The organism is Stenotrophomonas sp. GD03877 (genome assembly GCF_029840555.1).
Classification (GTDB): Bacteria; Pseudomonadota; Gammaproteobacteria; order Xanthomonadales; family Xanthomonadaceae; genus Stenotrophomonas; species Stenotrophomonas geniculata.
The window spans coordinates 1-23,248 of record NZ_JAOCCT010000035.1 but is presented as its reverse complement, the minus strand read 5'-3'; the positions used below and the strand labels follow the sequence as shown (position 1 = coordinate 23,248).

At 66.7% G+C, this 23,248-nt stretch carries 24 protein-coding genes; 3 read left to right on the top strand and 21 right to left on the bottom strand.

Annotation, left to right across the window (positions count from 1 at the left end; genetic code table 11):
• Nucleotides 1–44: 44 nt before the first annotated feature.
• From N5D20_RS20525 to N5D20_RS20515, 3 genes are all read right to left on the bottom strand, one after another.
• On the bottom strand, nucleotides 45–575 hold the full coding sequence (locus N5D20_RS20525) for a sigma-70 family RNA polymerase sigma factor (protein WP_094001013.1): 531 nt from the start codon (nucleotides 573–575) through the stop codon (nucleotides 45–47).
• A 16-nt stretch (nucleotides 576–591) separates the two neighbouring features.
• On the bottom strand, nucleotides 592–1,272 hold the full coding sequence (locus N5D20_RS20520) for an STN domain-containing protein (protein ID WP_126560974.1): 681 nt from the start codon (nucleotides 1,270–1,272) through the stop codon (nucleotides 592–594).
• 452 nt (nucleotides 1,273–1,724) lie between these two features.
• Nucleotides 1,725–2,189 (bottom strand): Lrp/AsnC family transcriptional regulator, encoded by a 465-nt coding sequence (locus tag N5D20_RS20515; RefSeq protein ID WP_279915069.1) that lies wholly within the window; start codon nucleotides 2,187–2,189, stop codon nucleotides 1,725–1,727.
• Here N5D20_RS20515 and N5D20_RS20510 point away from each other — a divergent pair.
• The 3 genes from N5D20_RS20510 (at nucleotide 2,155) to N5D20_RS20500 (ending at nucleotide 5,060) form a co-directional block, all read left to right on the top strand.
• On the top strand, nucleotides 2,155–2,934 hold the full coding sequence (locus N5D20_RS20510) for an AzlC family ABC transporter permease (protein ID WP_345782002.1): 780 nt from the start codon (nucleotides 2,155–2,157) through the stop codon (nucleotides 2,932–2,934). The two genes, N5D20_RS20515 and N5D20_RS20510, sit on opposite strands and share 35 nt — an antisense overlap.
• A gap of 171 nt (nucleotides 2,935–3,105) precedes the next feature.
• Nucleotides 3,106–3,534, top strand: a complete 429-nt coding sequence (locus N5D20_RS20505) for a PAS domain-containing protein (RefSeq protein WP_279915071.1) — start codon at nucleotides 3,106–3,108, stop codon at nucleotides 3,532–3,534.
• The gene (locus tag N5D20_RS20500; RefSeq protein ID WP_279915072.1) at nucleotides 3,531–5,060 is read left to right on the top strand and encodes a sulfite reductase flavoprotein subunit alpha; all 1,530 of its coding nucleotides are present in this window, start codon (nucleotides 3,531–3,533) and stop codon (nucleotides 5,058–5,060) included. The genes N5D20_RS20505 and N5D20_RS20500 overlap by 4 nt, the downstream gene beginning before the upstream one ends.
• 93 nt (nucleotides 5,061–5,153) lie before the next feature.
• Here N5D20_RS20500 and N5D20_RS20495 read toward each other — a convergent pair whose 3' ends face one another.
• The 18 genes from N5D20_RS20495 to N5D20_RS20410 all read right to left on the bottom strand — a co-directional run.
• A complete protein-coding gene (locus tag N5D20_RS20495; protein ID WP_019659884.1) occupies nucleotides 5,154–5,822 on the bottom strand; it encodes an ATP-binding cassette domain-containing protein in 669 nt (222 codons plus the stop codon).
• Nucleotides 5,812–6,495, bottom strand: a complete 684-nt coding sequence (gene modB, locus N5D20_RS20490; protein WP_005413347.1) for a molybdate ABC transporter permease subunit — start codon at nucleotides 6,493–6,495, stop codon at nucleotides 5,812–5,814. The genes N5D20_RS20495 and modB overlap by 11 nt, the downstream gene beginning before the upstream one ends.
• Nucleotides 6,496–6,498: 3 nt before the next feature.
• Entirely contained in the window at nucleotides 6,499–7,242 is a 744-nt protein-coding gene (modA, locus tag N5D20_RS20485) for a molybdate ABC transporter substrate-binding protein (protein WP_279948138.1), read from the bottom strand.
• Nucleotides 7,243–7,261: 19 nt separating this feature from the next.
• On the bottom strand, nucleotides 7,262–8,038 hold the full coding sequence (locus tag N5D20_RS20480) for a helix-turn-helix domain-containing protein (RefSeq protein WP_010485317.1): 777 nt from the start codon (nucleotides 8,036–8,038) through the stop codon (nucleotides 7,262–7,264).
• 11 nt (nucleotides 8,039–8,049) lie between these two features.
• Nucleotides 8,050–9,264: a coproporphyrinogen III oxidase gene (locus N5D20_RS20475; RefSeq protein ID WP_019337806.1), complete on the bottom strand. Its 1,215-nt coding sequence runs from the start codon at nucleotides 9,262–9,264 to the stop codon at nucleotides 8,050–8,052.
• A gap of 142 nt (nucleotides 9,265–9,406) precedes the next feature.
• Complete coding sequence (locus tag N5D20_RS20470) at nucleotides 9,407–10,738, bottom strand: nitrate/nitrite transporter (RefSeq protein ID WP_010485315.1); 1,332 nt, start codon at nucleotides 10,736–10,738, stop codon at nucleotides 9,407–9,409.
• Nucleotides 10,739–10,761: 23 nt separating this feature from the next.
• Nucleotides 10,762–11,661 carry a peptidylprolyl isomerase gene (locus tag N5D20_RS20465; RefSeq protein WP_019337807.1) on the bottom strand — a complete coding sequence of 300 codons (900 nt, stop codon included), beginning with the start codon at nucleotides 11,659–11,661 and terminating at the stop codon, nucleotides 10,762–10,764.
• 3 nt (nucleotides 11,662–11,664) lie between these two features.
• Nucleotides 11,665–12,372 carry a respiratory nitrate reductase subunit gamma gene (narI, locus tag N5D20_RS20460; protein WP_010485313.1) on the bottom strand — a complete coding sequence of 236 codons (708 nt, stop codon included), beginning with the start codon at nucleotides 12,370–12,372 and terminating at the stop codon, nucleotides 11,665–11,667.
• Nucleotides 12,369–13,049 carry a nitrate reductase molybdenum cofactor assembly chaperone gene (gene narJ / locus N5D20_RS20455; RefSeq protein WP_049409452.1) on the bottom strand — a complete coding sequence of 227 codons (681 nt, stop codon included), beginning with the start codon at nucleotides 13,047–13,049 and terminating at the stop codon, nucleotides 12,369–12,371. Before narJ ends, narI begins: the two co-directional genes overlap by 4 nt.
• Complete coding sequence (gene narH, locus N5D20_RS20450; protein WP_279914580.1) at nucleotides 13,049–14,593, bottom strand: nitrate reductase subunit beta; 1,545 nt, start codon at nucleotides 14,591–14,593, stop codon at nucleotides 13,049–13,051. The genes narJ and narH overlap by 1 nt, the downstream gene beginning before the upstream one ends.
• Nucleotides 14,593–18,336: a nitrate reductase subunit alpha gene (locus tag N5D20_RS20445; RefSeq protein ID WP_248853587.1), complete on the bottom strand. Its 3,744-nt coding sequence runs from the start codon at nucleotides 18,334–18,336 to the stop codon at nucleotides 14,593–14,595. The genes narH and N5D20_RS20445 overlap by 1 nt, the downstream gene beginning before the upstream one ends.
• 72 nt (nucleotides 18,337–18,408) lie before the next feature.
• Complete coding sequence (locus tag N5D20_RS20440; RefSeq protein WP_019337810.1) at nucleotides 18,409–19,827, bottom strand: NarK family nitrate/nitrite MFS transporter; 1,419 nt, start codon at nucleotides 19,825–19,827, stop codon at nucleotides 18,409–18,411.
• A 144-nt stretch (nucleotides 19,828–19,971) separates the two neighbouring features.
• The gene (locus N5D20_RS20435; protein WP_043396276.1) at nucleotides 19,972–20,337 is read right to left on the bottom strand and encodes a hypothetical protein; all 366 of its coding nucleotides are present in this window, start codon (nucleotides 20,335–20,337) and stop codon (nucleotides 19,972–19,974) included.
• Nucleotides 20,334–20,876: a molybdenum cofactor guanylyltransferase gene (locus N5D20_RS20430; protein WP_279914583.1), complete on the bottom strand. Its 543-nt coding sequence runs from the start codon at nucleotides 20,874–20,876 to the stop codon at nucleotides 20,334–20,336. The genes N5D20_RS20435 and N5D20_RS20430 overlap by 4 nt, the downstream gene beginning before the upstream one ends.
• Nucleotides 20,877–20,912: 36 nt before the next feature.
• Nucleotides 20,913–21,413 carry a molybdenum cofactor biosynthesis protein MoaE gene (locus N5D20_RS20425; protein WP_043396281.1) on the bottom strand — a complete coding sequence of 167 codons (501 nt, stop codon included), beginning with the start codon at nucleotides 21,411–21,413 and terminating at the stop codon, nucleotides 20,913–20,915.
• Nucleotides 21,414–21,416: 3 nt separating this feature from the next.
• Nucleotides 21,417–21,677, bottom strand: a complete 261-nt coding sequence (locus tag N5D20_RS20420; protein ID WP_019659891.1) for a MoaD/ThiS family protein — start codon at nucleotides 21,675–21,677, stop codon at nucleotides 21,417–21,419.
• The gene (gene glp, locus N5D20_RS20415) at nucleotides 21,677–22,930 is read right to left on the bottom strand and encodes a gephyrin-like molybdotransferase Glp (protein ID WP_279914586.1); all 1,254 of its coding nucleotides are present in this window, start codon (nucleotides 22,928–22,930) and stop codon (nucleotides 21,677–21,679) included. The genes N5D20_RS20420 and glp overlap by 1 nt, the downstream gene beginning before the upstream one ends.
• Nucleotides 22,930–23,248, bottom strand: a 319-nt coding sequence (locus N5D20_RS20410) for a molybdopterin-binding protein (RefSeq protein ID WP_279947603.1), incomplete at its 5' end; no start/stop codon positions are given. The genes N5D20_RS20410 and glp, both read right to left, overlap by 1 nt.

Genomic DNA, 23,248 nt, shown 5'->3' with positions numbered 1-23,248 from the left:
TGCGGGGTTCTGCTCGGCGTCAAAGTGTAGACGGATGCCGTCGCTCAGAACCGCACCTGGCGCCCCTGCCCGCTGCGCTCGGCCAGGTAATCCTGGGCCGCCTTCAGCTCACGCTGCACCAGCCGCAGCGACACGCCGAGGTGGTCGGCCACGTCGCGCTGCTGCAGGCCATCGACGCGGATTGCCAGCAGGATGCGGCGACGGCGCTCGGGCATGCGCTGCAGCAGGCCGACCATGTCTTCCAGCGCGAAGTCCAGTTCGGCCACCTGCGCCGGGCCGGGTGCCGGGTCGGCCATGTCCATCAGCGTATCCACCTCCTCCAGGCTCAGCAGGCGGTGGTCTGCACGTTGGCGGTCGATCACGGTATTCATCGCCATGCGCAGCAGGTAGGCCGCGGGGTTCTGTACGGCGTCCAGGCGATCACGCCGCGCGCTCAGGCGCATCCAGGTGTCCTGCAGCGCGTCGCCGGCCAGCTCTTCCGAGCCCAGCTTGCGCACCAGCCGGCGCTTCAGCTCATCGTAGGCACCCAGAAGGTGGTCCATTAGGTCAACTGCCCCAGCCGTACCGTTGCTCATGTTCGAATCCTTGAAGTCATGGAAGGGGCGCGCGCCCGCCACAGTCGTGGTCGGTGCCGGAAGGACGGATCTGCAGCGTCACCGGCTGTGGCAGCGCGGCGGTCTCGGTCGCCAGCACCAGGCCCTGCATTGCCTGCAGCAGGTGAGCATCGCGGCGATCGCTGCCACTGCCGGACAGCAGCTCGGGCTCGCTCACCTTGCCCGCGCCGTCGATGCGGAAGCGCAGCGTCGCGGCATAGCGGCCGGGCGCGATCTCCGGGTCGTAACAGAACACCGCACGCAGTCGCTGCTGCAGCCCGCCGTAGCGACGCCGACGTTCGGCCTCGGGAAGTTGGGCGCCAACACCGGGTTCGGCGGCCGAGGCCATGCCCCGGCGCAGCACCACGCGCTGCTCGCCGATCACCTCAGCCTCGATACCGGAGTCCTGCAGCAGCGCCTGCAATGCGGGCAGCGGCGGCAGGCTGGCGCGCAGCGCATGGCTGCTGCGGCCCGCGGCAAGGTCGCCCGGGTACATCACCGACCACCCACTGATGACACTGAATCGCTCGACCGCCTGTTCCAGCGGCTGCGCAGGGATATCGTAGGCATGAACAGCGTCCTGTGCGGCAGCGGCAAAGGACAGCAGCAGCCATGCGGCGATGGCCACCTTCCAAGTTCTGACCGCATGGTGTCCATTCAGCCCCCTGACGTAGAACACATGACCCTCGGCAGCGACAGCAGCTGCAGTGGACGCGCACCACGACCGGAACCCCGGCCCGCGCGCGACCCGCAAGCGGGCTCAAAACGTACCGGTGCCAGATGTCATTGCGATGACCGCCGCCACGGCTGACGCCGAGGCAGACTCCGTGGAGCCAGTCATGCATCAGGAATCAATGAACCGAGCAGACAGGTTCATCTGCGCACGGGATCCGACCCCGACAGATCGCGGAAGCTGTCAGGCGGCGGGGCGGTATGGCCAGGCAGGACCGTTGGCGCCATGGATGGCGCCATCGAGCCCCCAAGGAAGGGTTTACGGCGTGTCCTGCTTGGCCATACCGCCCCGCCGCCCCACGGAGAATCGCTGTTGCTGTTGCTGTTGCTCCTGAGGTTGCCGGCCAGCGGCCGGCACTACCGCGGTGCCGGGTGCAACCCGGCCGCAAACCCCACCCCTCAAAGCGGCAACTGGGTCGTCTGCTTGATCCGCTGCATCGGAATTTCGGTCTTGGTGTTCTGCACCCCGGCAATCCGGTTCAGGTGCTGCATCTGGAACTGCCGGTAGGCATCAAGGTCGGCCACCGCCACCCGCAGCAGGAAATCGCAGTCACCGGCCATCAGATGGCATTCAAGCACTTCCGGGAAAGACTTGATGCTGTTGATGAAGTGGTTGGTGGTGTCCTCGTCCTGCCCGCGCAGCCACACGCGCACGAACACGGTGAAGCCGCGGCCGACCCTGGCCTCGTTCAGCAGGGCCACGTAGCGGTCGATGTAACCGCCCTCCTCCAGCAGCCGCACCCGGCGCAGGCAGGCCGAGGGCGAAAGGCCTACCTGACGGGCCAGCTCCAGGTTCTGCAGGCGGCCGTCGCGCTGCAGGGCGTCGAGGATGCGCCGATCGAGGTTGTCGAGCTGGTACTGCATGGGATTTCACTCTTGGCCACCATGGCCGCATGGAATCTCAATATTCCCGAATCAAGTGGCATCAACGCAACCCGATTTCGCGATCGGACCGCTAGCATGGGCCACCCCCACCTCGTTGTGTCGTTCTATGGACGCCCCTACCACCCTCCCCCTGCCCGATGCCTGCGATACCGCGCCGCGTGCCGAATTCCTGCGCGGCCTGCGCGCCGCCGTACCGGTGATGATCGGCTTCATTCCCTTCGCCCTGGTACTCGGCGCCCAGGCGGCCCAGAAAGGCCTGAGCGCACTGGAAGTGCCGCTGATGACCGGCCTCAACTTCGCCGGCGGCTCGGAGTTCGCCGCCGTCGAACTGTGGACCTCGCCGCCGCATATCGCACTGATCGTGGCGATCACCGCGCTGGTCAACAGCCGCCACCTGCTGATGGGCGCCAGCCTGGCCCCGCTACTGATCCACTGGACCTCGGTGCTGACCATCGTGCTGATGGCCGCCGCCACTTACCTGACCCGCATCGTCGGCTTCCTCGCGCTGCGCAACCGCACGTTGAGCAGGCGCGCCGTGACGGTGATGGAAGCTGCGCCGGGCTGCGTGCTGATCTCGGTGATCGCCCCGGACTTCGTCGCCGACAAGCCCGCCGACCTCGGCGCGCTGGCGATCACCCTGCTGGCCGCCACGCGGCTGTCGATGCTGCCGACGGTGCTGATCGGCGTGGTCTCGGCCGGGGTGTTGCGTTATCTGATGGGCTGAGGCGCTCGCTCTGGCGTGGGCTCGGTTCTACATGGCATCTCCCTGCGACACCCGGTCGCAGGCCATCGCATCACCCACTTGATCAATGTCAAACCGCCCGCCGCCGCGCGGGCGTATTTCTATGCAGGACCCGAACACGCCGGCGCTGCCGGCATCCACAAGGACCCTGCGATGAGCTACACCCCCGACAACGCCCAGCTGCTGAACGCCATGCAGAACGTCATGGTGATCTCCACCACCGACCTGCAGGGCAACATCACGTACGCCAACGACCTGTTCTGCACGCTCACCGGCTTCGCCCGCGAGGAACTGATCGGCCAGCCGCACAGCATCGTGCGCCACCCGGATGTGCCCAAGGCGGTCTACAAGGACATGTGGGACACCATCAAGGCCGGCAAGACCTGGACCGGCATCGTGCCCAACCTCGGCAAGGGCGGCGTGCTCTATGTGGTCGATACCACCGTGCAGCCGCTGTTCGACGCCGACGGCAACATCACCTCGTACATCAGCATCCGCCGCGTGGTGAACGACCTGATGCAGAACTACGACCTGGTCGAGTTCAGCAAGGAAAAGTTCGACGACTTCTACGAGGTCGCGTGAACGCCCTCCCGGCCAGTACGCCCTTCAGCCGCCTGCTGGTGGGTTTCGCGTCCGAGTCTGGCAACGCCCGCGCCCTGGCCCAGCGCTTGGGCGCGGACCTGCAGCCGCACGGGCCGCAGGTGCTCTCGTTCAACGACATCGACGTGGCCAGTCTCGGCCACGGCGATGTGCTGCTGGCGATCTCCAGCTCGTTCGGCGATGGCGAACCGCCGGCCAATGGCGAGCAGTTCTTCGAAACACTGCGCCAGACCCCGACGCTGCGCGGCCTGCGCTATGCGGTGTTCGGCCTGGGTGACACCGGCTACCCCAGTTTCTGCGGCTTCACCAAGGCGCTGGATGTTGCACTAAGCGAGCGCCAGGCCCAGCCGCTGCTGCACCGAGTGGACGCCGATCTGGGCTACGAGCAGTTCTTCCAGCAATGGCAGCCGGTGCTGGGCCAGGTGCTGGATGGTGACCTCAGCGCTGGCCAGGACCTGCGCCTTCAGATCACCGCCTATGGCGAAGACAATGCCTTTTCCGCCCCCATTTTCGAACGCCGCCGCTTGAACAGCAGCGACCCGGCGGCCTGGCACCTGCAGCTGGACATCAGCGGTAGCGGCATGGCCTACCGTGCCGGCGACACCTTGCACGTGGTGCCGGAAAACGATCCTGCCCTGCTGCAGGCATTGGCCACCTGGTACGGCGACACGGCCGCCGTGGCCGCCCTGCACGACCGCGAGCTGCGCCTGCTGAGCAAGGGCGTGCTGCGCGAACTGGCCAAGCTCGGCGGTAGCGAGGTACTGAAGGGCCTGCTGAAGGTCAGCCAGAAGCGCGAGCTGGACGCCTACCTGCATGGCCTGGACCTGCTGGACGTGCTGCAGGACCACGCCACGCCGCACAGCGTGCCGCTGGCCAGGCTGCGCGAACTGCTGTCACCGCGGCTGCCGCGCGCCTATTCGATCGCCTCGCACCCGTTCAACGACCAGCTGAGCCTGTGCGTGCGCGAAGTGCGCTACACCCTGCGCGGCCGCGAACGCTTCGGCACTGCCACCGGCAGCCTGCTGCATGGCGGCGACCATGCCCGTGTGTACTGCCGCTCCAACCCCGGCTTCCACCTGCCCGATACCGGCGAGGCACCGCTGCTGCTGGTCGGCACCGGCACCGGCATCGCGCCCTTGATGGGCCTGATGCAGGAACTGCAGGCCAACGCCTGCGAACGTGAAGTGCACCTGGTGTTCGGCGAGAAGCATCGCCAGCACGACTACCTGTACCGCGACCAGCTGCAGGACTGGCACACGCGTGGCGTGCTGGCCGGCCTGCATACCGCGTTCTCGCGCGATGGCACCGAAAAGGTCTATGTGCAGCATGTGCTGCAGCAGCGCGCCAGCGAAGTGCGCGACGTCCTGGCCCGCGGTGGGCATCTGTACCTGTGCGGCAGCAAGCGCCACCTGGAAGGCGCGGTGCGCGAGGCCATCGATGCCGTCGCGGGTGCAGGGCAATGGGACGCGCTGCGGAATGAAGGCCGCACGCACTGTGAACTGTATTGATCCGTTGATCCTGTAGAGCCGAGCCCACGCTCGGCTGCTGTTGGCGGTGTCGCGCAGAGCAGCCGAGCATGGGCTCGGCTCTACAGGTGCAGGTCAATCGCCGACGATGCGGCCGTCGACCACGCGCGCCACCTGCTGGCCGAACATGGCCACGTCCTGCGGGTCGTGGCTGATCAGCAACAACGGGATGCCGGTCCGGTCCAACACGGTTTCCAGCTCCTGGCGCAGGTGCTGGCGCAGGTCGTGGTCCAGTGCGGAGAACGGCTCATCCAGCAGCAGCGCCTGGGGCTGCGTCACCAGGGCGCGCGCCAATGCAGTGCGCTGGCGCTGGCCACCGGAGACCTGCGAGGGCAGCAGATCGCCCACCGTGTCGATGCGGAATGCGTGCAGCCACTGCTCCACCGCATCGAAGCGCTGGCGCGCGCGCGGATTCAACCACCCGCGCTCCAGCCCGAACGCCACGTTCTGGCGCACGCTCAGGTGCGGGAACAACGCGTAATCCTGGAACACGTAGCCCAGCCGGCGGCGCTGCGGCGGCAGATCCACGCCGTTGGCCGCATCGAACAAGGTCTGCCCCTGCACGCGCACATGTCCCTGCCCGGGCCGCAGCAGCCCGGCCACCGCCTTCAGCGTCAGGCTCTTGCCGGCACCCGAGGGTCCGAACAGCACCACCTGCCGCTGCGTGCACTGCAGCGATACGTCCAACACGAAATCCTGGCCGGCCGCCCGCAGGCGGCGCTGCACCTGCAGGTCAAGCCACATCACGCAGCTCCCGGCGACGTCCGCCCACCAGCCGCGCAGCCAGTAACAGGATCACGATGCAGACCACCGAGGTCAGGATCACCAGCGCATTGGCCTTGCCATCCTGACCGGCCTGCACCGCCTCGTAGATGGCGATCGACAGCGTCTGCGTGCGACCCGGAATGCTGCCCGCCACCATCAATGTCGCGCCGAACTCGCCCATCGCGCGTGCAAACGCCAGCAGCAGCCCGGCGAGGATGCCGCGCCAGGCCAGTGGCAACGTGATGCGGAAGAACACCGCTGCTTCGGACACGCCAAGCGTGCGCGCGGCCTGCTCCAGCTGTCCGTCCACTTCCTCGAACGCCGCGCGCGCCGGCTTGAACACCAGAGGCAGCGAAGCCACCGCCGCGGCGATCACCGCGGCTTGCCAGGTGAACACCAGGTTGATGCCGAACCACGACTGCAGCCATGCGCCGATCGGGCCGTTGCGACCGATCAGCACCAGCAGGTAATAGCCCAGCACCGTCGGTGGCAGCACCATCGGCAAGGTCAGCAGCGAATCCAGCAGCTCACGGCCGGGAAATCGCCGCCGCGCCAGCAATGCGCCCAGTGCCACGCCCAGCACCAGATTGATCGCGGTGGCCCAGCCGGCCACCTTCAGCGACAACCACAGTGCGCTCCAGTCCAGATCCATGCCTCAGGGCTTGCCGAACCCGTGTTTGGCCAGGATCGCCTGGCCCTGTGCCGAACGCAAGAAGGCGGTGAAGCGCCTGGCTTCCGCCTGCTGTGGGCTGGCCTTGATCACGGCCAGCGGATAGGCAATGCGCCCGGGCACCGGCACCGCGAAGGCACGGCGCACGCGGTTGGGCATCGCCTGCGCATCGGTGGCATAGACGAAGCCGGCATCCACTTCACCCCGCGCCACGTAATCCAGCGACTGGCGCACGTTCTGCGTCGTGATGATCCTGCCCTGCACCGACGGCCACAGGCCCGCCGCTTCCAGCGCGCCCTTGGCATAGCGGCCGACCGGCACGCTGTCCGGGTTGCCCAGTGCGATGCGCTGCACACCGGCACCGGCCAGGTCCTTCAAGGTATGCGGCGCAGCCTTGGCCTGCGGCGGCACCACCACCCACAGCGCATTCACCGCGAACACCTCGCGGGTACCGGCCGCCAGCAGGTCCTGCTGCTGGGCCTGGTCCATCGTGGTTTCGTCGGCCGAGGCGAACACATCCACCGGCGCGCCGCGGCTGATCTGCTGCAGCAGCACGCCGGAGGCGGCGAAGTTGAAATCCACCTTGGTTCCCGGGTGTGCCTTCTCATAGGCGGTGCCCAGTTCGCGGAAGCTCTCGGTCAGGCTCGATGCCGCCGACACCGTCAGCTCAGCCGCCCAGGCCGGCACCGCGGCCAGCAGGCCCAGCAACAACAGTCCAGCTCGCTTCATCGTCGGCTCCCGGCCAGGTTCAGTTCGGATCGGATTCGTCGGCCACCGCCAGCGCTGCCAGGCGCTCGGGCTGCAGCAACAGGATCTCGCGCTGCTTCACCGCGATGATCCCATCATCGCTCAGGCGGCGCAGCACGCGGCTGGCGGTTTCCGGCGCCATCCGCAGGTAATTGGCGATCTCGGTACGCGCCATCGTCAGGTTGAAGCGCGTGGCGGAAAAGCCGCGCCGCGCGTAGCGCTCGGACATGTCCAGCAGGAACGCGGCCATGCGTTCTTCGGTACGGTGGTTGGCGGCCAGGGTCGCGACCTTGCCGATCTCCGCGCTGAGCAGGCTGAACAGCTTGGCCTGTAGCCCCGGCATGCGGGTGGCCAACAGGCTGAGCTTGGGGAACGAGATGCGGCACAGGTGCACGGTGTCCAGCGCCACCGCATTGCAGGGAAAGCGTGAACCGTGGATCGCGTTGAGGCCGATCACTTCACCCGGCAGGCTGAAGCCCAGCACCTGCTCGTTGCCCTGGCTGTCATCGACGAAGGTCTTGACCATGCCAGCGCGCACCGCAGCAATCGAATCGAACGATTCGCCAGCGCGGAAAATGTAGTCACCCGCATGGAACGGACCGACATGGTCCACCAGCACGTGCAGATCGCCCAGTGCTGTCTTGTCGTAACCCTGCGACATGCATGCGTCGGAGAACGCACAGGTGCTGCAGAAGTGCAGTGCGTCGCCATCATCGGCGGCGGCGGGGTTGGGTGTGGCCCGGCCGAGACGGCCCTGCGAAGGCGGAATTGAAGACATCGGTGCAAGACTCAAGCGATGGCGGCCGCCGGCCGGAAGCATGCGGCCATCATACGCCACAGCAGGCGCCCTTCTTCGGCCAGGCGCAGTACGCGCGCATCCCACTGCGCCCAGCCGCGTGCCAGCAACGGCGACAACGCGGGCAGCTGGTCGGCAAAACATTCCTCGAACGGTTCATCGTTGCGCCACTCGAAGGCAGCCGCATCGAGGGCGTGGTCACAGGCGATGCTCTGCGCCACTTCGGCCACCAACCGCTCGTCCTCGGACAGGATCAACCCGGCAGACACGCCCATGTGCCCGGCCTGCAGCCGCGCACGCCATTCGCCCAGTTCGTCCTCCAGCCGGTAGAACACCTCGCCGATCTGGCTGCAGGCGGACAGCCCAAGGCCGATGAAATCGCTGCGGTCGCGGCGTGGCACACCGGCAAGATCGCAATGGCGCTGGCCATCGCCCGGACCGTGCGGGTTCGGCAGATCGCCGCGCTGATAGTGATCGCCACCAATCGGTTCGTAACCCGCAGCGCGCAGCAGGCGCCAGGCCTGCAGCCAATGGACGGCCGAGGGATGTTCCGGCAGCGCACACGGCGCCGGCAGCAGGATGCGCTCCGGCGCCTCGGCCAGCACCTCGTGCAGCCGTTCAATGAAGCCGGCGTCCTCGCTGCCGGGTACCCGCAACTGGTAGTAGCGCGCGGTGAAGCCCACCTGTCGCGCCTGTGCCAGCAGGGTCGGCCCCGGTGCATCGGCACGATCGATCACGTTCAAGCGGGTGCAGCCCACCGCACGCAGCTGCGCCGGCGCCAGCGCGCTGCCTGCGTCCAGCCGCACCTCCACCTGGGGCCGCGCCACGGTGCGCAGGTGCTGCGGCACCGCATCCAGCAGCTGGCCCAGCTGCGGCGGCGGCAACGTCTCGGCCAGCCCCAGCTGCAGCACCATCGCCACCACTTCACGGTCCTCGGCCAGCGCGTCGGCCTGCAGCCGCAGCGCCAGCAGCAGGGTATCCAGATACGCCTGCGGTGGCGCATCGCGTCCGCCACGGCCGGCCTGGAAGCCGAGCGTCAAGCCACGCGGGATCAGGTGCTCGTTGCTGGCGCGCACGGCGGCGCGCCACCCGCTTTCGCCAAAGCCGGTGCTGAACTGGTCAGCCGGCGGAAACAGCACGTGCCGGGGCTGCCGCAGCAATGCCGCCTGCAGCGCAGTGTCCTCGCTCTCGTCAACGTGGAAGCTCATGGCAGACATCTTCGGGCGTTCCTCTTCGCGTGGCCCTGATTGAAATCAAGCGCGGCGCATCTGATGGTTGCTGCCGGCCAGCGGCCGGCACTACCCCTTCACCCACCATTTGGTAGTGCCGGCCGCTGGCCGGCAAACACCTTCACCCGCCGCGCACCCGCTCGGCGGCGGCCGCATCGATGGCTTCGGGCAGATCGGTTTCGCGGTCGATCTGCGGGAAGTGGCGGCGTTCCATGCGACGGATCGCAAAGTGCATCCACGCCAGTGCAGCCGCCACCAGCACGAACAGCAGCATGAAGCAGCTGCTCCAGATGCCCACCGCGTCATTCAGCGCGCCAAACACGATCGGCAGGATGAAGCCACCCAGGCCACCGATCATGCCGACCACGCCGCCCACCGCACCCACGTGCCTGGGGTAGTACACCGGAATATGCTTGTAGACCGCGGCCTTGCCCAACGACATGAAGAAGCCCAGCACGAACACCAGCACGGTGAACATCACCACCCCGATGGCCAGATGGAAGTGGATCGGGCCATGGATGCCCTTCACCACATACTCGGTATCCGGGTAGGCCAGCAGGAAGGTGCAGATGGCCGACACGCCGAAGGTCCAGTACATCACCCGGCGCGCGCCCATCCGGTCCGACATCCAGCCACCGACCACGCGGAACAGGCTGGCCGGGATCGAATAGCACGCCGCCAACATGCCGGCGTGGCCCACGTCCATGCCATAGGCGCCCACCAGGTAGTGCGGCAGCCACAGCGCCAGCGCCACGAAGCCGCCGAACACGAAGAAGTAGTACAGCGAGAACCGCCAGACCTGCAGGTTCTTCAGCGGCGCCATCTGCTCGGCGAACGGGACCGGCTTCACGCCTTCGCGGCGGCGCTGCTCCAGCGACGGGTCTTCCTTGCTGAAGAGGAAGAACAGCACCGCGGTAACTGCCAGCGCAACGGCCCAGACCTTGGCGACCATGGTCCAGCCGGCCGCCACCATCACCAGCGGCGCCAGCAGCTTGGTCACCGCCGAGCCAATGTTGCCGGCACCGAAGATGCCCAGTGCGGTGCCCTGCTTGCTGGCCGGGAACCACTTCGAGACGTAGGCCACGCCCACCGAGAAGTTACCGCCGGCGATGCCCACGCACAGCGCGGCAATCAGGAACTGGGTGTAGGTCTGTGCGTAGGTCAGCATCCAGGTGGCCACTGCGCCACACAGCATCACCAGCACCATCACCTTGCGGCCACCGAACTGGTCGGACCAGATGCCGAGGAAGACGCGGCTGACCGAGCCGGTCAGCACCGGCGTGGCGATCAACAGGCCGAACTGGGTGTCATTCAAGCCGAGCTGTTGACTGATCTGGATACCGATGATCGAAAAGATCATCCACACCGCGAAGCACACGGTGAAGGCGAACGTGCTCAGCCACAGCGCACGTTGCTGCTGCCCGGCACTGGCGGGGGCAAGGGCCTGGTTCATGAATTTTCCTCGTTCAAGGGGGTTCAGCCGATATCCGCTTCGGCTTCGATCTCATCCAGCCCGCGCACCGGGTAGCGCTCCTGCAGCTGCAGCAGGTAGGCCTGCACTTCACGCTGGCGCACCTGCAGCTCCAGGTAGTCACGCAGCTGCGGCAGCACCGCCTCGAACGGCTGCGGCTGGCCTTCCTCGCGGGCATCGACGCAGACCACGTGGTAGCCCCAGCGTGATTCCACCGGGAAACCGGCCAGGCCCTCGCGCAGGCGGAACACCTGGCGGTCGAACTCCGGCGTGGTCTGCCCGCGCTGCAGCCAGCCCAGGTCGCCGCCCTCGCTGCTGGATGGGCAACGCGAATGGCGCAGGGCGAAATCGGCGAACAGGTGCGGCGACTCCTTCAGCAGCCCGACCAGTCGCTCGCCCTCGGTGCGTGCGGCAAAGCGCCCGGCCACATCATCGGCCGGCGCAGCCAGCAGGATATGGCGCAGGCGCACGCGGTCGGGGGAGCGGAAGCGCTCCGGGTTCTGCTCGAAGTAGCGCCGGCAGTCCTCATCGGTCGGCACGCGGTCTTCGATCGCATCTTCCAGCAGTTGCTGGATCAGCACTTCCTCGTCGCTTACCCGGTTGCCCTCCGGCGCCTGCAGCCCAAGCCGCTGCGCTTCCAGGCGCAGCAGCTCACGCACCACCAGTGCACGTGCCGCTTCGGCACGAGACTGCTCCGGGCGCATCGCCCGGTGGTGCTGCATCTCGCGGGCGATGTCAGCCTCGCTGATCGCGGTCTCGTCCACGAACAGCCGGCACGGTGCCGGCTGCCCGAGCGAGCGCGGCCCCTGTGCCGCCGCGTCATGGTGGTGCGAATGCGCCTCGGCGGGAACCGGTGCGGCGGAGTCGATCACGGTGATCGGCAGGAATTTCGGCAGGCTGCCCATGGCTTACTCCCGCGGACCGTAGCGCAGCGTGGCCTGGCGGCGGCGCACCACTTGGTACGGCCTCCACAGGTAACTGATCGGAATGCTCCACACGTGCACCAGGCGGGTGAACGGCGCGATCAGGAACAGGGTCAGGCCCAGGAAGATATGCATCTTGTAGACCCAGCTGACGCCCTCGATGTAATCAGCGGCACCGGCGCGGAAGGTCACGATGTGCTGCGCCCACTCGGCCAGCTGCACCATCACCCCGCCGTCCAGGTGGCCGGACGAGATGCGGATGCTGTACAGGCCCAGGCACAGCTGGGCGAACAGCAGCACCAGTACCAGGGTGTCACCGAAACTGCCGGTGGCCCGCACGCGCGCGTTGAACAGGCGGCGTACCAGCAAGATGCTGATGCCGATGAAGCACAGTGCGCCGAACACACCACCAACCACCATCGCCAGCATCTGCTTCTGCGAGGAGGTGATGAAGTGCTCGTACACCGCGTGCGGGGTCAACAGGCCGACCAGATGACCACCGAGGATGGCCAGGATGCCGATGTGGAAGCAGTTGCTGCCGATCCGCATGCCCTTGTCCGACAGCATCTGGCTGGAGCCGGTGCGCCAGGTGTACATGGCCTTGTCATAGCGGGCCCAGCTGCCGATCAGCAGCACCGCCACGGCGATGTACGGGTAGTACTGGAAGGCGAATTGATGCAGGGAGTAACTCATGGCTGGACCTCTCGATGCGAAGGACGGGCCGGCGAACGCACGGGCGGCTTGCAGTCTTCGGCGGGGGCTTCGGCGCCGAAGCGCACCGCCTCCTCCTCCCACAAGCGATCCATGGCCTCGGCGGTATCGTCGCGGACTTCCTCGCTGGCACGCTGGCGCAGCGCCTGCAGATCGGCCTTGCCGTCACCGGCTTCGACCAGGATCTCGAACAGCACCCGGTGCGGCAGCTCACGCTCGGCGGCACGCGCCGCCAGCATCCCGGCGATATGGCCGATGTGGTGCAGCCACTCGCGGGCCTCGCTGCCGGGGCGATGGGCCAGGAACTCCAACAGCAATGGCAGGTAGTCCGGCAGCTCGCGGGCATCCAGTTCGAAGCCGTTGCGGCGGTAGGTTTCGATCAGGTCGACCATGGCCTGGCCGCGGTCGCGCGACTCGCCATGGATGTGTTCGAACAGCAGCAGGCTCATCGAGCGGCCGCGATCGAAACTGGCCAGCCACGCCGCCTGCGCATCCAGCGCATCGGTGGCCAGCAGCTGCTGCACGAAGCTGCGCAGCTGCTGGCGGCGGGCGGCATTCAACGCCGGGGCGTCGCAGGCGGCGAGCAGTTCCTCGCCGTGCTGCCACAGTTCTTCACGGGGGTAGTCCAGCAGCACCCCGACCAGCTTGAGCACGCTCATCACACCACCTCCTTGCGGCGGTGGTTGGGACCGTTGTCGACCACGAAGGTGGTGCTCTTGCGCTGGCCGAACAGGTCGGCCGGGCTGTCACCATTGCAGCCGTTGCCGAAGGTGAAGCCGCAGCCGCCGCGCTCACCGAAGGCGTCGTTGGCGTACTCGCGGTGGCCGGTCGGAATCACGAAACGGTCCTCGTAGTTGGCGATGGCCAGGTAGCGGTACATCTCCTCCACCTGGGCGATGCTCAGCCCGGTCTGCTCCAGTACCGCGGTGTCTTCCACGCCGTCCACGTTCTTGGCCCGGCGCCAGGCACGCATGGCCATCAGCCGTTCCAGCGCGCGTACCACCGGCGCCTCGTCACCGGCCGTCAGCAGGTTGGCCAGGTAGCGCATCGGGATGCGCAGCGACGCCACGTCCGGCAGTTCGCCGCTCATGCCCACACGGCCACGCTCGGCGGCGGACTGGATCGGCGACAGCGGCGGTACGTACCAGACCATCGGCAACGTGCGGTATTCCGGGTGCAGCGGCAGCGCCAGCTTCCAGTCGATCGCCAGCTTGTACACCGGCGACTGCTTGGCCGACTCCAGCCAGCTGTCCGGGATGCCCTCCTTGCGCGCGGCGGCGATCACCGCCGGATCGTTCGGGTCCAGGAAGATGTCCAGGTGGGCCTGGTACAGGTCCTTCTCGGCCGGCACCGAGGCGGCCTCGGCGATGCGATCGGCGTCGTACAGCATCACGCCCAGGTAGCGGATGCGGCCCACGCAGGTTTCCGAGCACACGGTCGGCTCACCCATCTCGATGCGCGGGTAGCAGAAGATGCACTTCTCCGACTTGCCGCTCTTCCAGTTGTAGTAGATCTTCTTGTACGGGCAGGCCGACACGCACATGCGCCAACCGCGGCACTTGTCCTGGTCGATCAGCACGATGCCGTCTTCCTCGCGCTTGTAGATCGCACCCGACGGGCACGCCGACACGCACGCCGGGTTCAGGCAGTGCTCGCACAGACGCGGCAGGTACATCATGAAGGTCTTCTCGAAGGCGCCGTAGATCTCCTTCTGCATCTGGTCGAAGTTGTAGTCGCGCGAGCGCTTGCTGAACTCCGAACCGAGGATCTCCTCCCAGTTGGGGCCCCACTCGATCTTCTGCATGCGCTCGCCACTGATCAGCGAACGCGGGCGCGCGGTCGGCTGGTGCTGGCTGTCCTTGGCGGTATGCAGGTTCTGGTAATCGAAATCGAACGGCTCGTAGTAGTCGTCGATCTGCGGCAGGTCCGGGTTGGCGAAGATCTTGGCCAGCATGCGCCAGCGGCCACCGGCACGCGGCACCAGCTTGCCGGCGCGGGTGCGCACCCAGCCGCCATTCCACTTGTCCTGGTTTTCCCATTCCTTCGGGTAACCGATGCCCGGCTTGGTTTCCACGTTGTTGAACCAGGCGTACTCGACGCCCTCGCGCGAGGTCCAGACGTTCTTGCAGGTGATCGAGCAGGTATGGCAGCCGATGCACTTGTCCAGGTTCAGCACCATCGCGATCTGTGCACGGACCTTCATCACACCACCTCCTTGGCGGCGGCCGGTACGGCCTCGCCATCTAGCCAATCCACCTTGTCCATCTTGCGCACGATCACGAACTCGTCGCGGTTGGTGCCGCAGGTGCCGTAGTAGTTGAAACCGTAGGCCAGCTGCGCGTAGCCACCAATCATGTGGGTCGGCTTGAGCACGATGCGGGTCACCGAGTTATGGATGCCGCCGCGGGTACCGGAAATCTCCGAGCCCGGCACGTTGATGATGCGTTCCTGGGCGTGGTACATCATCGCCATGCCCGGCATCACGCGCTGGCTGACCACCGCACGCGCGGCAATCGCGCCATTGACGTTGAACAGCTCGATCCAGTCGTTGTCGACGATGCCGGCACTGCGCGCGTCGTCCTCGCTGATCCACACGATCGGGCCGCCACGCGACAGTGTCTGCATGATCAGGTTGTCGCTGTAGGTGCTGTGGATGCCCCACTTCTGGTGCGGGGTGATCCAGTTCAGCACGATCTCCTTGTTGCCGTTCGGGCGCTGGTTCAGCAGCGGCTCCACCGTGCGCGTGTTGACCGGCGGCCGGTAGCTCATGAAGGCCTCGCCGAAGTCGATCATCCACTCGTGGTCCTGGTAGAACTGCTGGCGACCGGTCACCGTGCGCCACGGAATCAGCTCGTGCACGTTGGTGTAGCCGGCGTTGTAGCTGACGTTGTCGTCTTCCAGGCCCGACCAGATCGGAGAGGAAATGATCTTGCGCGGCTGTGCCTGGATGTCACGGAAGCGGATCGCCTCGTGCTCCTTGCCCACGGCCAGGTGGGTGTGCTCGCGCCCGGTGAAGGTGCCCAGCGATTCCCAGGCCTTCACCGCCACATGGCCGTTGGTTTCCGGCGCCAGGTGCAGGATCACTTCGGCCGCGTCGATCGCGGTCGAGATGGCCGGGCGCCCCTGGCTTACGCCTTCTTCGTGCACGGTGTGGTTCAACTTGCCGAGGAATTCGACCTCGTGCTTGGTATCCCAGCTCATGCCCTTGCCGCCGTTGCCCTGCTTGTCCAGCAGCGGGCCGAGCGAGGTGAACTTGCGGTACAGGTTCGGGTAGTCACGCTCAACCACCGTCATCGACGGCATGGTCTGGCCAGGGATGGCCTCGCACTCACCTTTCTTCCAGTCGGCCACGCCGAACGGCATGCCCAGCTCGTTGGGCGTGTCGTGCAGGGTCGGCACCAGCACCAGATCCTTCTCCACACCCAGCACGCCGGGCGCCATCTCGCTCACGGTGCGGGCCACCTCCTTGAAGATGTCCCAGTCGCTGCGCGATTCCCACGCAGGGTCCACCGCCTTGGACAGCGGGTGGATGAAGGGGTGCATGTCCGAGGTATTGAGATCGTCCTTCTCGTACCAGGTCGCGGTCGGCAGCACGATGTCCGAGTACAGCGCGGTGGTGCACATGCGGAAGTCGAGCGTGACCAGCAGGTCCAGCTTGCCTTCCGGCGCCTCGTCGCGCCACTTCACCTCCTGCGGCTTCACTGCGCCCATTTCGCCCAGGTCCTTGCCCTGCAGCCCGTGGCGCGTACCCAGCAGGTGCCGCAGCATGTACTCATGGCCCTTGCCCGAGGAACCGAGCAGGTTCGAGCGCCAGATGAACATCATGCGCGGGTGGTTCTGGCTGGCGTCCGGGTCGGCGAAGGCGAAGTCCAGCGAGCCGTCCTTGAACTTGCCCAGCGCGTAGTGCGCCGGGGCCACGCCGGCCGCTTCGGCCTCGCGTACCAGCTGCAGCGGGTTGCGGTCGAGCTGCGGGGTGCTCGGCAGCCAGCCCATGCGCACCGCGCGCAGGTTCAGGTCAGCCAGGCTGCCGCCGTACTTGCTGGCATCGGCCAGCGGCGACAGCAGCTCGTCCACCTGCAGCTTCTCGTAGCGCCACTGCCCGGTGTTGAAGTAGAAGAACGAGGTGCCGTTCATGTGGCGCGGCGGCTTGCTCCAGTCCAGCCCAAACGCGAGCGGCTGCCAGCCGGTCTGCGGGCGCAGCTTTTCCTGGCCCACGTAATGCGCCCAGCCGCCACCGGTCTGGCCCACGCAACCGCACATGATCAGCATGTTGATCAGGCCGCGGTAGTTCATGTCGTTGTGGAACCAGTGGTTCATGCCCGCGCCGACGATGATCATCGAACGGCCATGGGTCTTGTCGGCGGTACGCGCGAACTCGCGGGCGATCTCGATCACCTCGGCGCGCGACACGCCGGTGATGCGCTCCTGCCACGCCGGCGTGCCCGGCACCATGTCATCGAAGCTCGATGCCACGTTGCCGCCGCCAAAGCCACGGTCCACGCCGTACTGGGCCAGCAGCAGGTCGTAGACCGTGGCCACCAGCGTCTCGCCGCCGTCGACCGTGACCAGCCGGCGCACCGGAATGTTGCGGTCCAGTACGTCTTCGGCCGGCGCGGCAGTCCAGCCGTCGCTTTCAATGCCACCGAAGTACGGGAAGCTCACCGCCTCGATGCCGTCGTTGGCGTCGGACAAGCTCAGGCGCAGGCGTGTGTCGGCGCCATTGCTGGCCTTCTCTTCGATGTTCCAGCGGCCCTTTTCACCCCAGCGGAAACCGATGGAGCCATTGGGCACCACGATCTGGCCACTGTTCTCGTCGTAGGCCAGGGTCTTCCAGTCCGGGTTGTTGGCTTCACCCAGCCCGCCCAGCTCACTGGCACGCAGGAAGCGGCCCGCCACCAGGCGGCCATCGTCGCGGCGCTCAAGGCGCACCAGCATCGGCATGTCCGAGTACTGGCGGCAGTAGTCCTGGAAATACTGCGAGGGCGAATCGACATGGAACTCGCGCAGGATCACATGGCCGAAGGCAAAGGCCAGCGCCGCGTCGGTGCCCTGCTTGGGGTGCAGCCAGTGGTCGGTCAGCTTGGCCAGCTCGGAATAGTCCGGGCAGATCGCCACCGTCTTGGTGCCGTTGTAGCGCGCCTCGGTGAAGAAGTGCGCATCGGGCGTACGCGTCTGCGGCACGTTCGAACCCCAGGCGATGATGTAGCGGCTGTTGTACCAGTCGGCCGACTCGGGCACGTCGGTCTGCTCGCCCCAGATCTGCGGCGAGGCCGGCGGCAGGTCGCAGTACCAGTCGTAGAAGGACAGGCAGGCGCCACCCAGCAGCGACAGGTATCGCGCACCGGCAGCGTAGGACACCATCGACATCGCCGGAATCGGCGAGAACCCGACCACGCGGTCCGGGCCGTACTGCTTCACCGTGTACAGGTTGGAGGCGGCGATGATCTCGTTGGCCTCTTCCCACTGCAGGCGCACAAAGCCACCCATGCCGCGGCGGGTCTTGTACGAGCGCGCCTTCTCCTTGTCCTCCACGATGCTGGCCCAGGCATCGACCGGGGCCTTGCTCTTGCGGGCTTCGCGCCACAGGCGCAGCAGCGTGCCGCGGATCAGCGGGTACTTCAGCCGGTTGGCGCTGTACAGGTACCAGGAATAGCTGGCGCCACGCGGGCAGCCACGTGGTTCATGGTTGGGCAGGTCCGGGCGCGTGCGCGGGTAATCGGTCTGCTGGGTTTCCCAGGTGACCAGGCCGTTCTTGACGTAGATCTTCCAGCTGCAGGAGCCGGTGCAGTTCACGCCGTGTGTGGAACGTACGATCTTGTCGTACTGCCAGCGGGCGCGGTAACTGTTTTCCCAGTCGCGGCCCTCGCTCTTGGCAAACCCATGGCCATCGGCAAAGGTCTGGGGGTCACGCTTGAAGAACTGCAAGCGATCGAGGAAATAACTCATCGGGGATCTCCCTTTGCGGACATCGGCATCGTGGCTGTGTGTGTCATCTGGCTGCGGTGCGTTTTCATGTCGTCAGCAGGGTGTCTCGGCACCGCGCCGGTAGTACCACCACCAGGTCACGGCCAGGCAGGTGACATAGAAAACAACGAATCCGTACAGCGCCATGTCGGGGCTGCCGGTCAACGTAATGGACGAGCCGTAGCTCTTGGGAATGAAGAAACCGCCGTAGGCACCGATCGCACCGGAGAAACCGACCACCGCGGCCGACTCGATGCTGGCCTGGTGTGCGGCCGTGGCCTTGCCCTCGGCGTTGTCGTTGGCCGACCAGCGCTCATGCAGGGTGCGGAAGATCACCGGGATCATGCGGAAGGTGGTGCCGTTGCCGATGCCACTGAGCACGAACAGCGCCATGAAGCTGAGCAGGAAGCCATGGAAGTTGCCGCCCTGGCCATGGCTGGGCAGGAAGTGCAGCACGCCGAACACCGCCGCGATCATCAGCGCGAACACCCAGAAGGTCAGGCGGGCGCCACCCCAGCGGTCGGCCATGCTGCCGCCCACCGAACGCATCAGCGCGCCCAGCAGCGGGCCGATGAAGGCGTAGGCCAGCGGGTTCACGTCCGGGAACTGGCTCTTCACCAGCATCGGGAAGCCGGCCGAGAAACCGATGTAGGAACCGAAGGTGCCGATGTACAACCAGCACATCAGCCAGTTGTGCTTGCGGCGGAAGATCACCGCCTGCTCGGAGAACGACGAGCGGGCGCTGGTCAGGTCGTTCATGCCGAACCAGGCCGCGATGGCGCACAGCGCGATGGCCGGCACCCAGATGAAGCCGGCGTTCTGCAGGAACAGCGGTGCCCCACCCTCCACCGCGGGCTGCGGTGCACCACCCAGCGCACCGAACACGCCTACGGTGATGACCAGCGGGATCACCGCCTGCGCCACCGACACGCCCACATTGCCCAGGCCGGCGTTCAGGCCCAGCGCCAGGCCCTGCTTCTGCTTGGGGTAGAAGAAGGAGATGTTGGACATCGACGACGAGAAGTTCGCGCCGCCGAAGCCACACAGGATCGCGATGGCCACGAACACCCAGTACGGCGTGGCCGGGTCCTGCACCGCAAAGCCGAGCCAGAGCGTCGGCGCCAGCAGCGACGCGGTGGACAGCGCGGTCCAGCGGCGGCCGCCGAAGATCGGGATCACGAACGAATAGAAGATGCGCAGGGTTGCGCCGGACAGGCTGGGCAGCGCCACCAGCCAGAACAGCTGGTCGGTACTGAAGTTGAAGCCGATCTTCGGCAGGCTGATCGACACCGCCGAGAACAGCACCCATACCGAGAAGGCCAGCAGCAGCGAGGGGATCGAAATGACCAGGTTGCGGGTGGCAACCCGCTTGCCGGTGCGCTCCCAATAGCCGGGGTCCTCCGGCGTCCAGTCGCTGATGACGCGACCCGGACGGGCAGTGCTGCGGACAACAGGATCGCTACCGACGGTCATACATGGCTCCAAGGCTGTGGAATGACGTGGGTATTGCTTTCAAGTTGTGACCCGTCGTCATGCAGCCATTAGGCCGTGCAGCAACTACGACGGGGTTGATCTGGATCAATCAGGAGCCGGTTTCCACCCTGCCCCTGACAAATGTCAAACCGATGAAGCGGTATTGCGGCGCGTGACTCCGCGCTGGCGCACGCTATCGCGCACGTCCACATCGAACTGCAGCTGAAGCTGGCTGCCATCTTCCAGGGCAATGTCGAATGGCAGGCCATCCCGGCACGGCAGCCGTCCCGCCAAGGCCTCGACTGCCGAGCGCGGCAGTACCAGGCGGCAGAAGGTGCCACCATCGAGCAGTACCGGTTGCTCGCCGCCATGCAGCGAGACCGCCATGCCCCAACCTTCAATGCCGCCGAAGCGGGTCATGTTCTCGACCGATTCACCGGCCAGCAGGCGAGCCAGTTCGGCCTCGTCCAGGCGAAGCCGTACCGATTGGTCCTGCAACTGCACTTTCATGACGCAACATCCTCCCATTGTTCGGGGGTATTGCAGTTGACCAGGCAGGCTTCGTCAACGCTTTCAAGCGCCAGCACGTGCATCTGCAGGCGACGCTGGAACGCCTGTACAGAGCGCAGCCCTTCCGCATCATCCAGCATCGCGGCCAGCACGTTACGAGTGGCATTGTCCACATTCAACAGCATGGGAAAGGGATGCCCGTCAAAGATCGTGCACGCGCCCCGCCCCTCGCCAGCCAGCCGTTGCAGCAGCCGTGGCGCCAGCAACGGCGTGTCCACCGCTACCACCCAGGCCTGGCCATCGGGCATCTGCTGCATCACGCTGTGCAACCCACCCAGTGGGCCGCAGCGCGCAACCTGATCGGGGATGCCACCGAAGGCCGGATAGTCACCGCTCACCCATATCCGTTCAGCGCCAGCCTGCATCAACAGGCCCCGCATGTGTTCCAGCAGCGTGCGGCCCTGCCACGGCAGCAGCGCCTTGTCGCGGCCCATCCGGCTGGACAGGCCACCGGCCAGTACGATGCCGTTGATGCTCATCGCAGTAGAGCCACGCCATGCGTGGCTGCGTCGGCATCAATGTTGATGATCATGCGCATGGTCATCGGCATGTCCGGGTTCGCTGTCCACGTGACACAGGCTGCAACCCTCGCTCCACTCGCTGTCGCCGTCCTCGTAATGCTCCTGCTTCCAGATCGGGCACTGGTGCTTGACCACCTCGATCAACTGCCGGCAGGCGCGGAACGCCTCGTCGCGGTGCGGGCTGCCGGCAGCCACCACCACTGCCACATCACCAATGCCCAACCGGCCCTTGGCATGGGCCACATACAGTTTCAGCTTCGGGCCAAACGTCGCCTCGACCTCGGCGGCCAACCGCTTGAACTCGTTCAACACCAGCGGCTCGAACAGGTCGTAGGTGATCCCGGTCACCGGCCGGCCGATGTTGACGTCGCGCACCTTGCCGATGAACACATCGATGCCACCGAAGCCCGGATCGGATACCGCCGCGATGCCTTCGGCCGGATCGATCGCCGCCTGCGCGCGGTCCACCACCTTCGCGATGATCTTCTCGCTCATCGCTCAGCCCCCGCTCACCGGGGGCAGGATCGCCACACGGCCATCCTCGGGCAGCGCCTCGTGGTCGCGCAGCACGCGTTGCTGGTCGGCGAACGCCGAATAATCCAGCAGGCCGGCACGGAATCCCGGCCAACGCAGCGGCAGCAGCTCGCGCAGCGCCTGGCGCAGATCGGCCACGGTGCCACCGGCCACATCCACGGCAATCTCGCGGCTGGCATCCAGATCGGAAAATGCACCGAACAACTGCAGATTCACCTGTTTCATCATGACTCCTGGCTCACCAGCTGCACCGGTTCGTGGTGACCCCAGCCCTGCACGCGCACGTAGGTGCCGGCGCTGGCCAGGTCACCCTCAGCCTCCAGCACCACCCAGGCGTTGGCCTGCAGCATGGACATCAAACGGAACGACTCCTGCCCGGCCAGCACGCGCGCACTCAGGCGACCCTGCGCATCCACTTCCACCCGCGCCCGCGCGTGGAAGCGCAGGCCCGGCGGCGTGCGCACGTCGGCCTGCAGCGGCAACGTCAGCACCGGCTCCGGTGCCAGCCCCAGCAGGCGGCGCAGCACTGGCTCGATGAAGAAGCGCTGGCCCACGGCAGCGGAGACCGGATTGCCCGGCAGGCCGAAATACAGCGCGCCGTTGGGCAGCACCGCAAACAGCAACGGCTTGCCCGGCCGGATCGCCACCTTGTGGAACACGATGCGCGCACCCCGGCCGCGAAGCGCGTCGGGAACGAAATCGTAGCGCCCGGCCGACACCGCACCGGTGCTGATCAGCACCTGCGCGCCAGCGGCCAGCGCTTCATCCAGCACCGCATTGAACGCGGCCACGTCGTCGCCCACCGTGCCCTGCCAGACCACCTCGGCACCGGCGGCCTGCAGGCGGCCGACCAGGTACGGCCGGTTGCTGTCACGGATCTGCCCGGATTCTAGCGTCTGCGCCGCCTCGGTCACCAGCTCCTTGCCGGTGGCGATCACTGCCGCCTTCGGCCGTGCCACCACCGCCACCTGGCCCACGCCGATGGCATGCAGCAGGGTGCGCGCATTGATATCCAGCACCTGCCCGGCCCGCAGCACGCGCTCGCCTTCGTTCACGTCCTGGCCGCGCAGGCGCACATGCTGGCCCGGCTTCACCGATGCCTTCAAGGCGATGCGGGTCGGGCGTCCCTCCTCGCTGGCGAGGATCTCCACGTTCTCGACCGGCACCACCGTATCCAGCCCGGACGGCATGCGTGCACCGGTCATGATTTCCCATGCACCCTCGCCGCCTTCGGCGCCGGCATCGCCGGCCGCCTGCCAGCCCTGCACCGCGAATTCGGTACCGGCCTCGAACGCCGCGCCGTTGGCGCGCAGCGCGAAGCCGTCCATCGCCGAGTTGTCGAACGGCGGCAACGACTGCCCGCTGTGGATGTCACTGGCCAGGGTACGGCCGCCGGCCTCATACAGCGGCAGGCGCTCGGCCGGCAGCGGCGTGGCTGCGTCCAGCAGGTGCTTCAGGGCTTCGCTGTAGGCAATCATCAGTGGCCACCACCCTCGACCATCGCCAGGGCATGGCCCAGTACCGGCGCCAGGATGTCCAGGCACTGCGCCGCCGCCTTCGGGCTGCCGGGCAGCGCGAACACCAGCATGTTGCCCAGCTGCACCACCTCGGCGCGGCTCAGCCAGGCCATCGGCGTGTGCTGTGCACTCAGTGCCCGCACCATCTGCGCCAGGCCATGTACCGGCCGCGCGTTCAGGGAACGCAGCGCCTCCGGGGTCAGGTCACGCGGGCCCAGCCCGGTACCACCGGTACACAGGCACAGGCGCACGCCCTCGGCGGCCAAGGCCTGCAGGCGG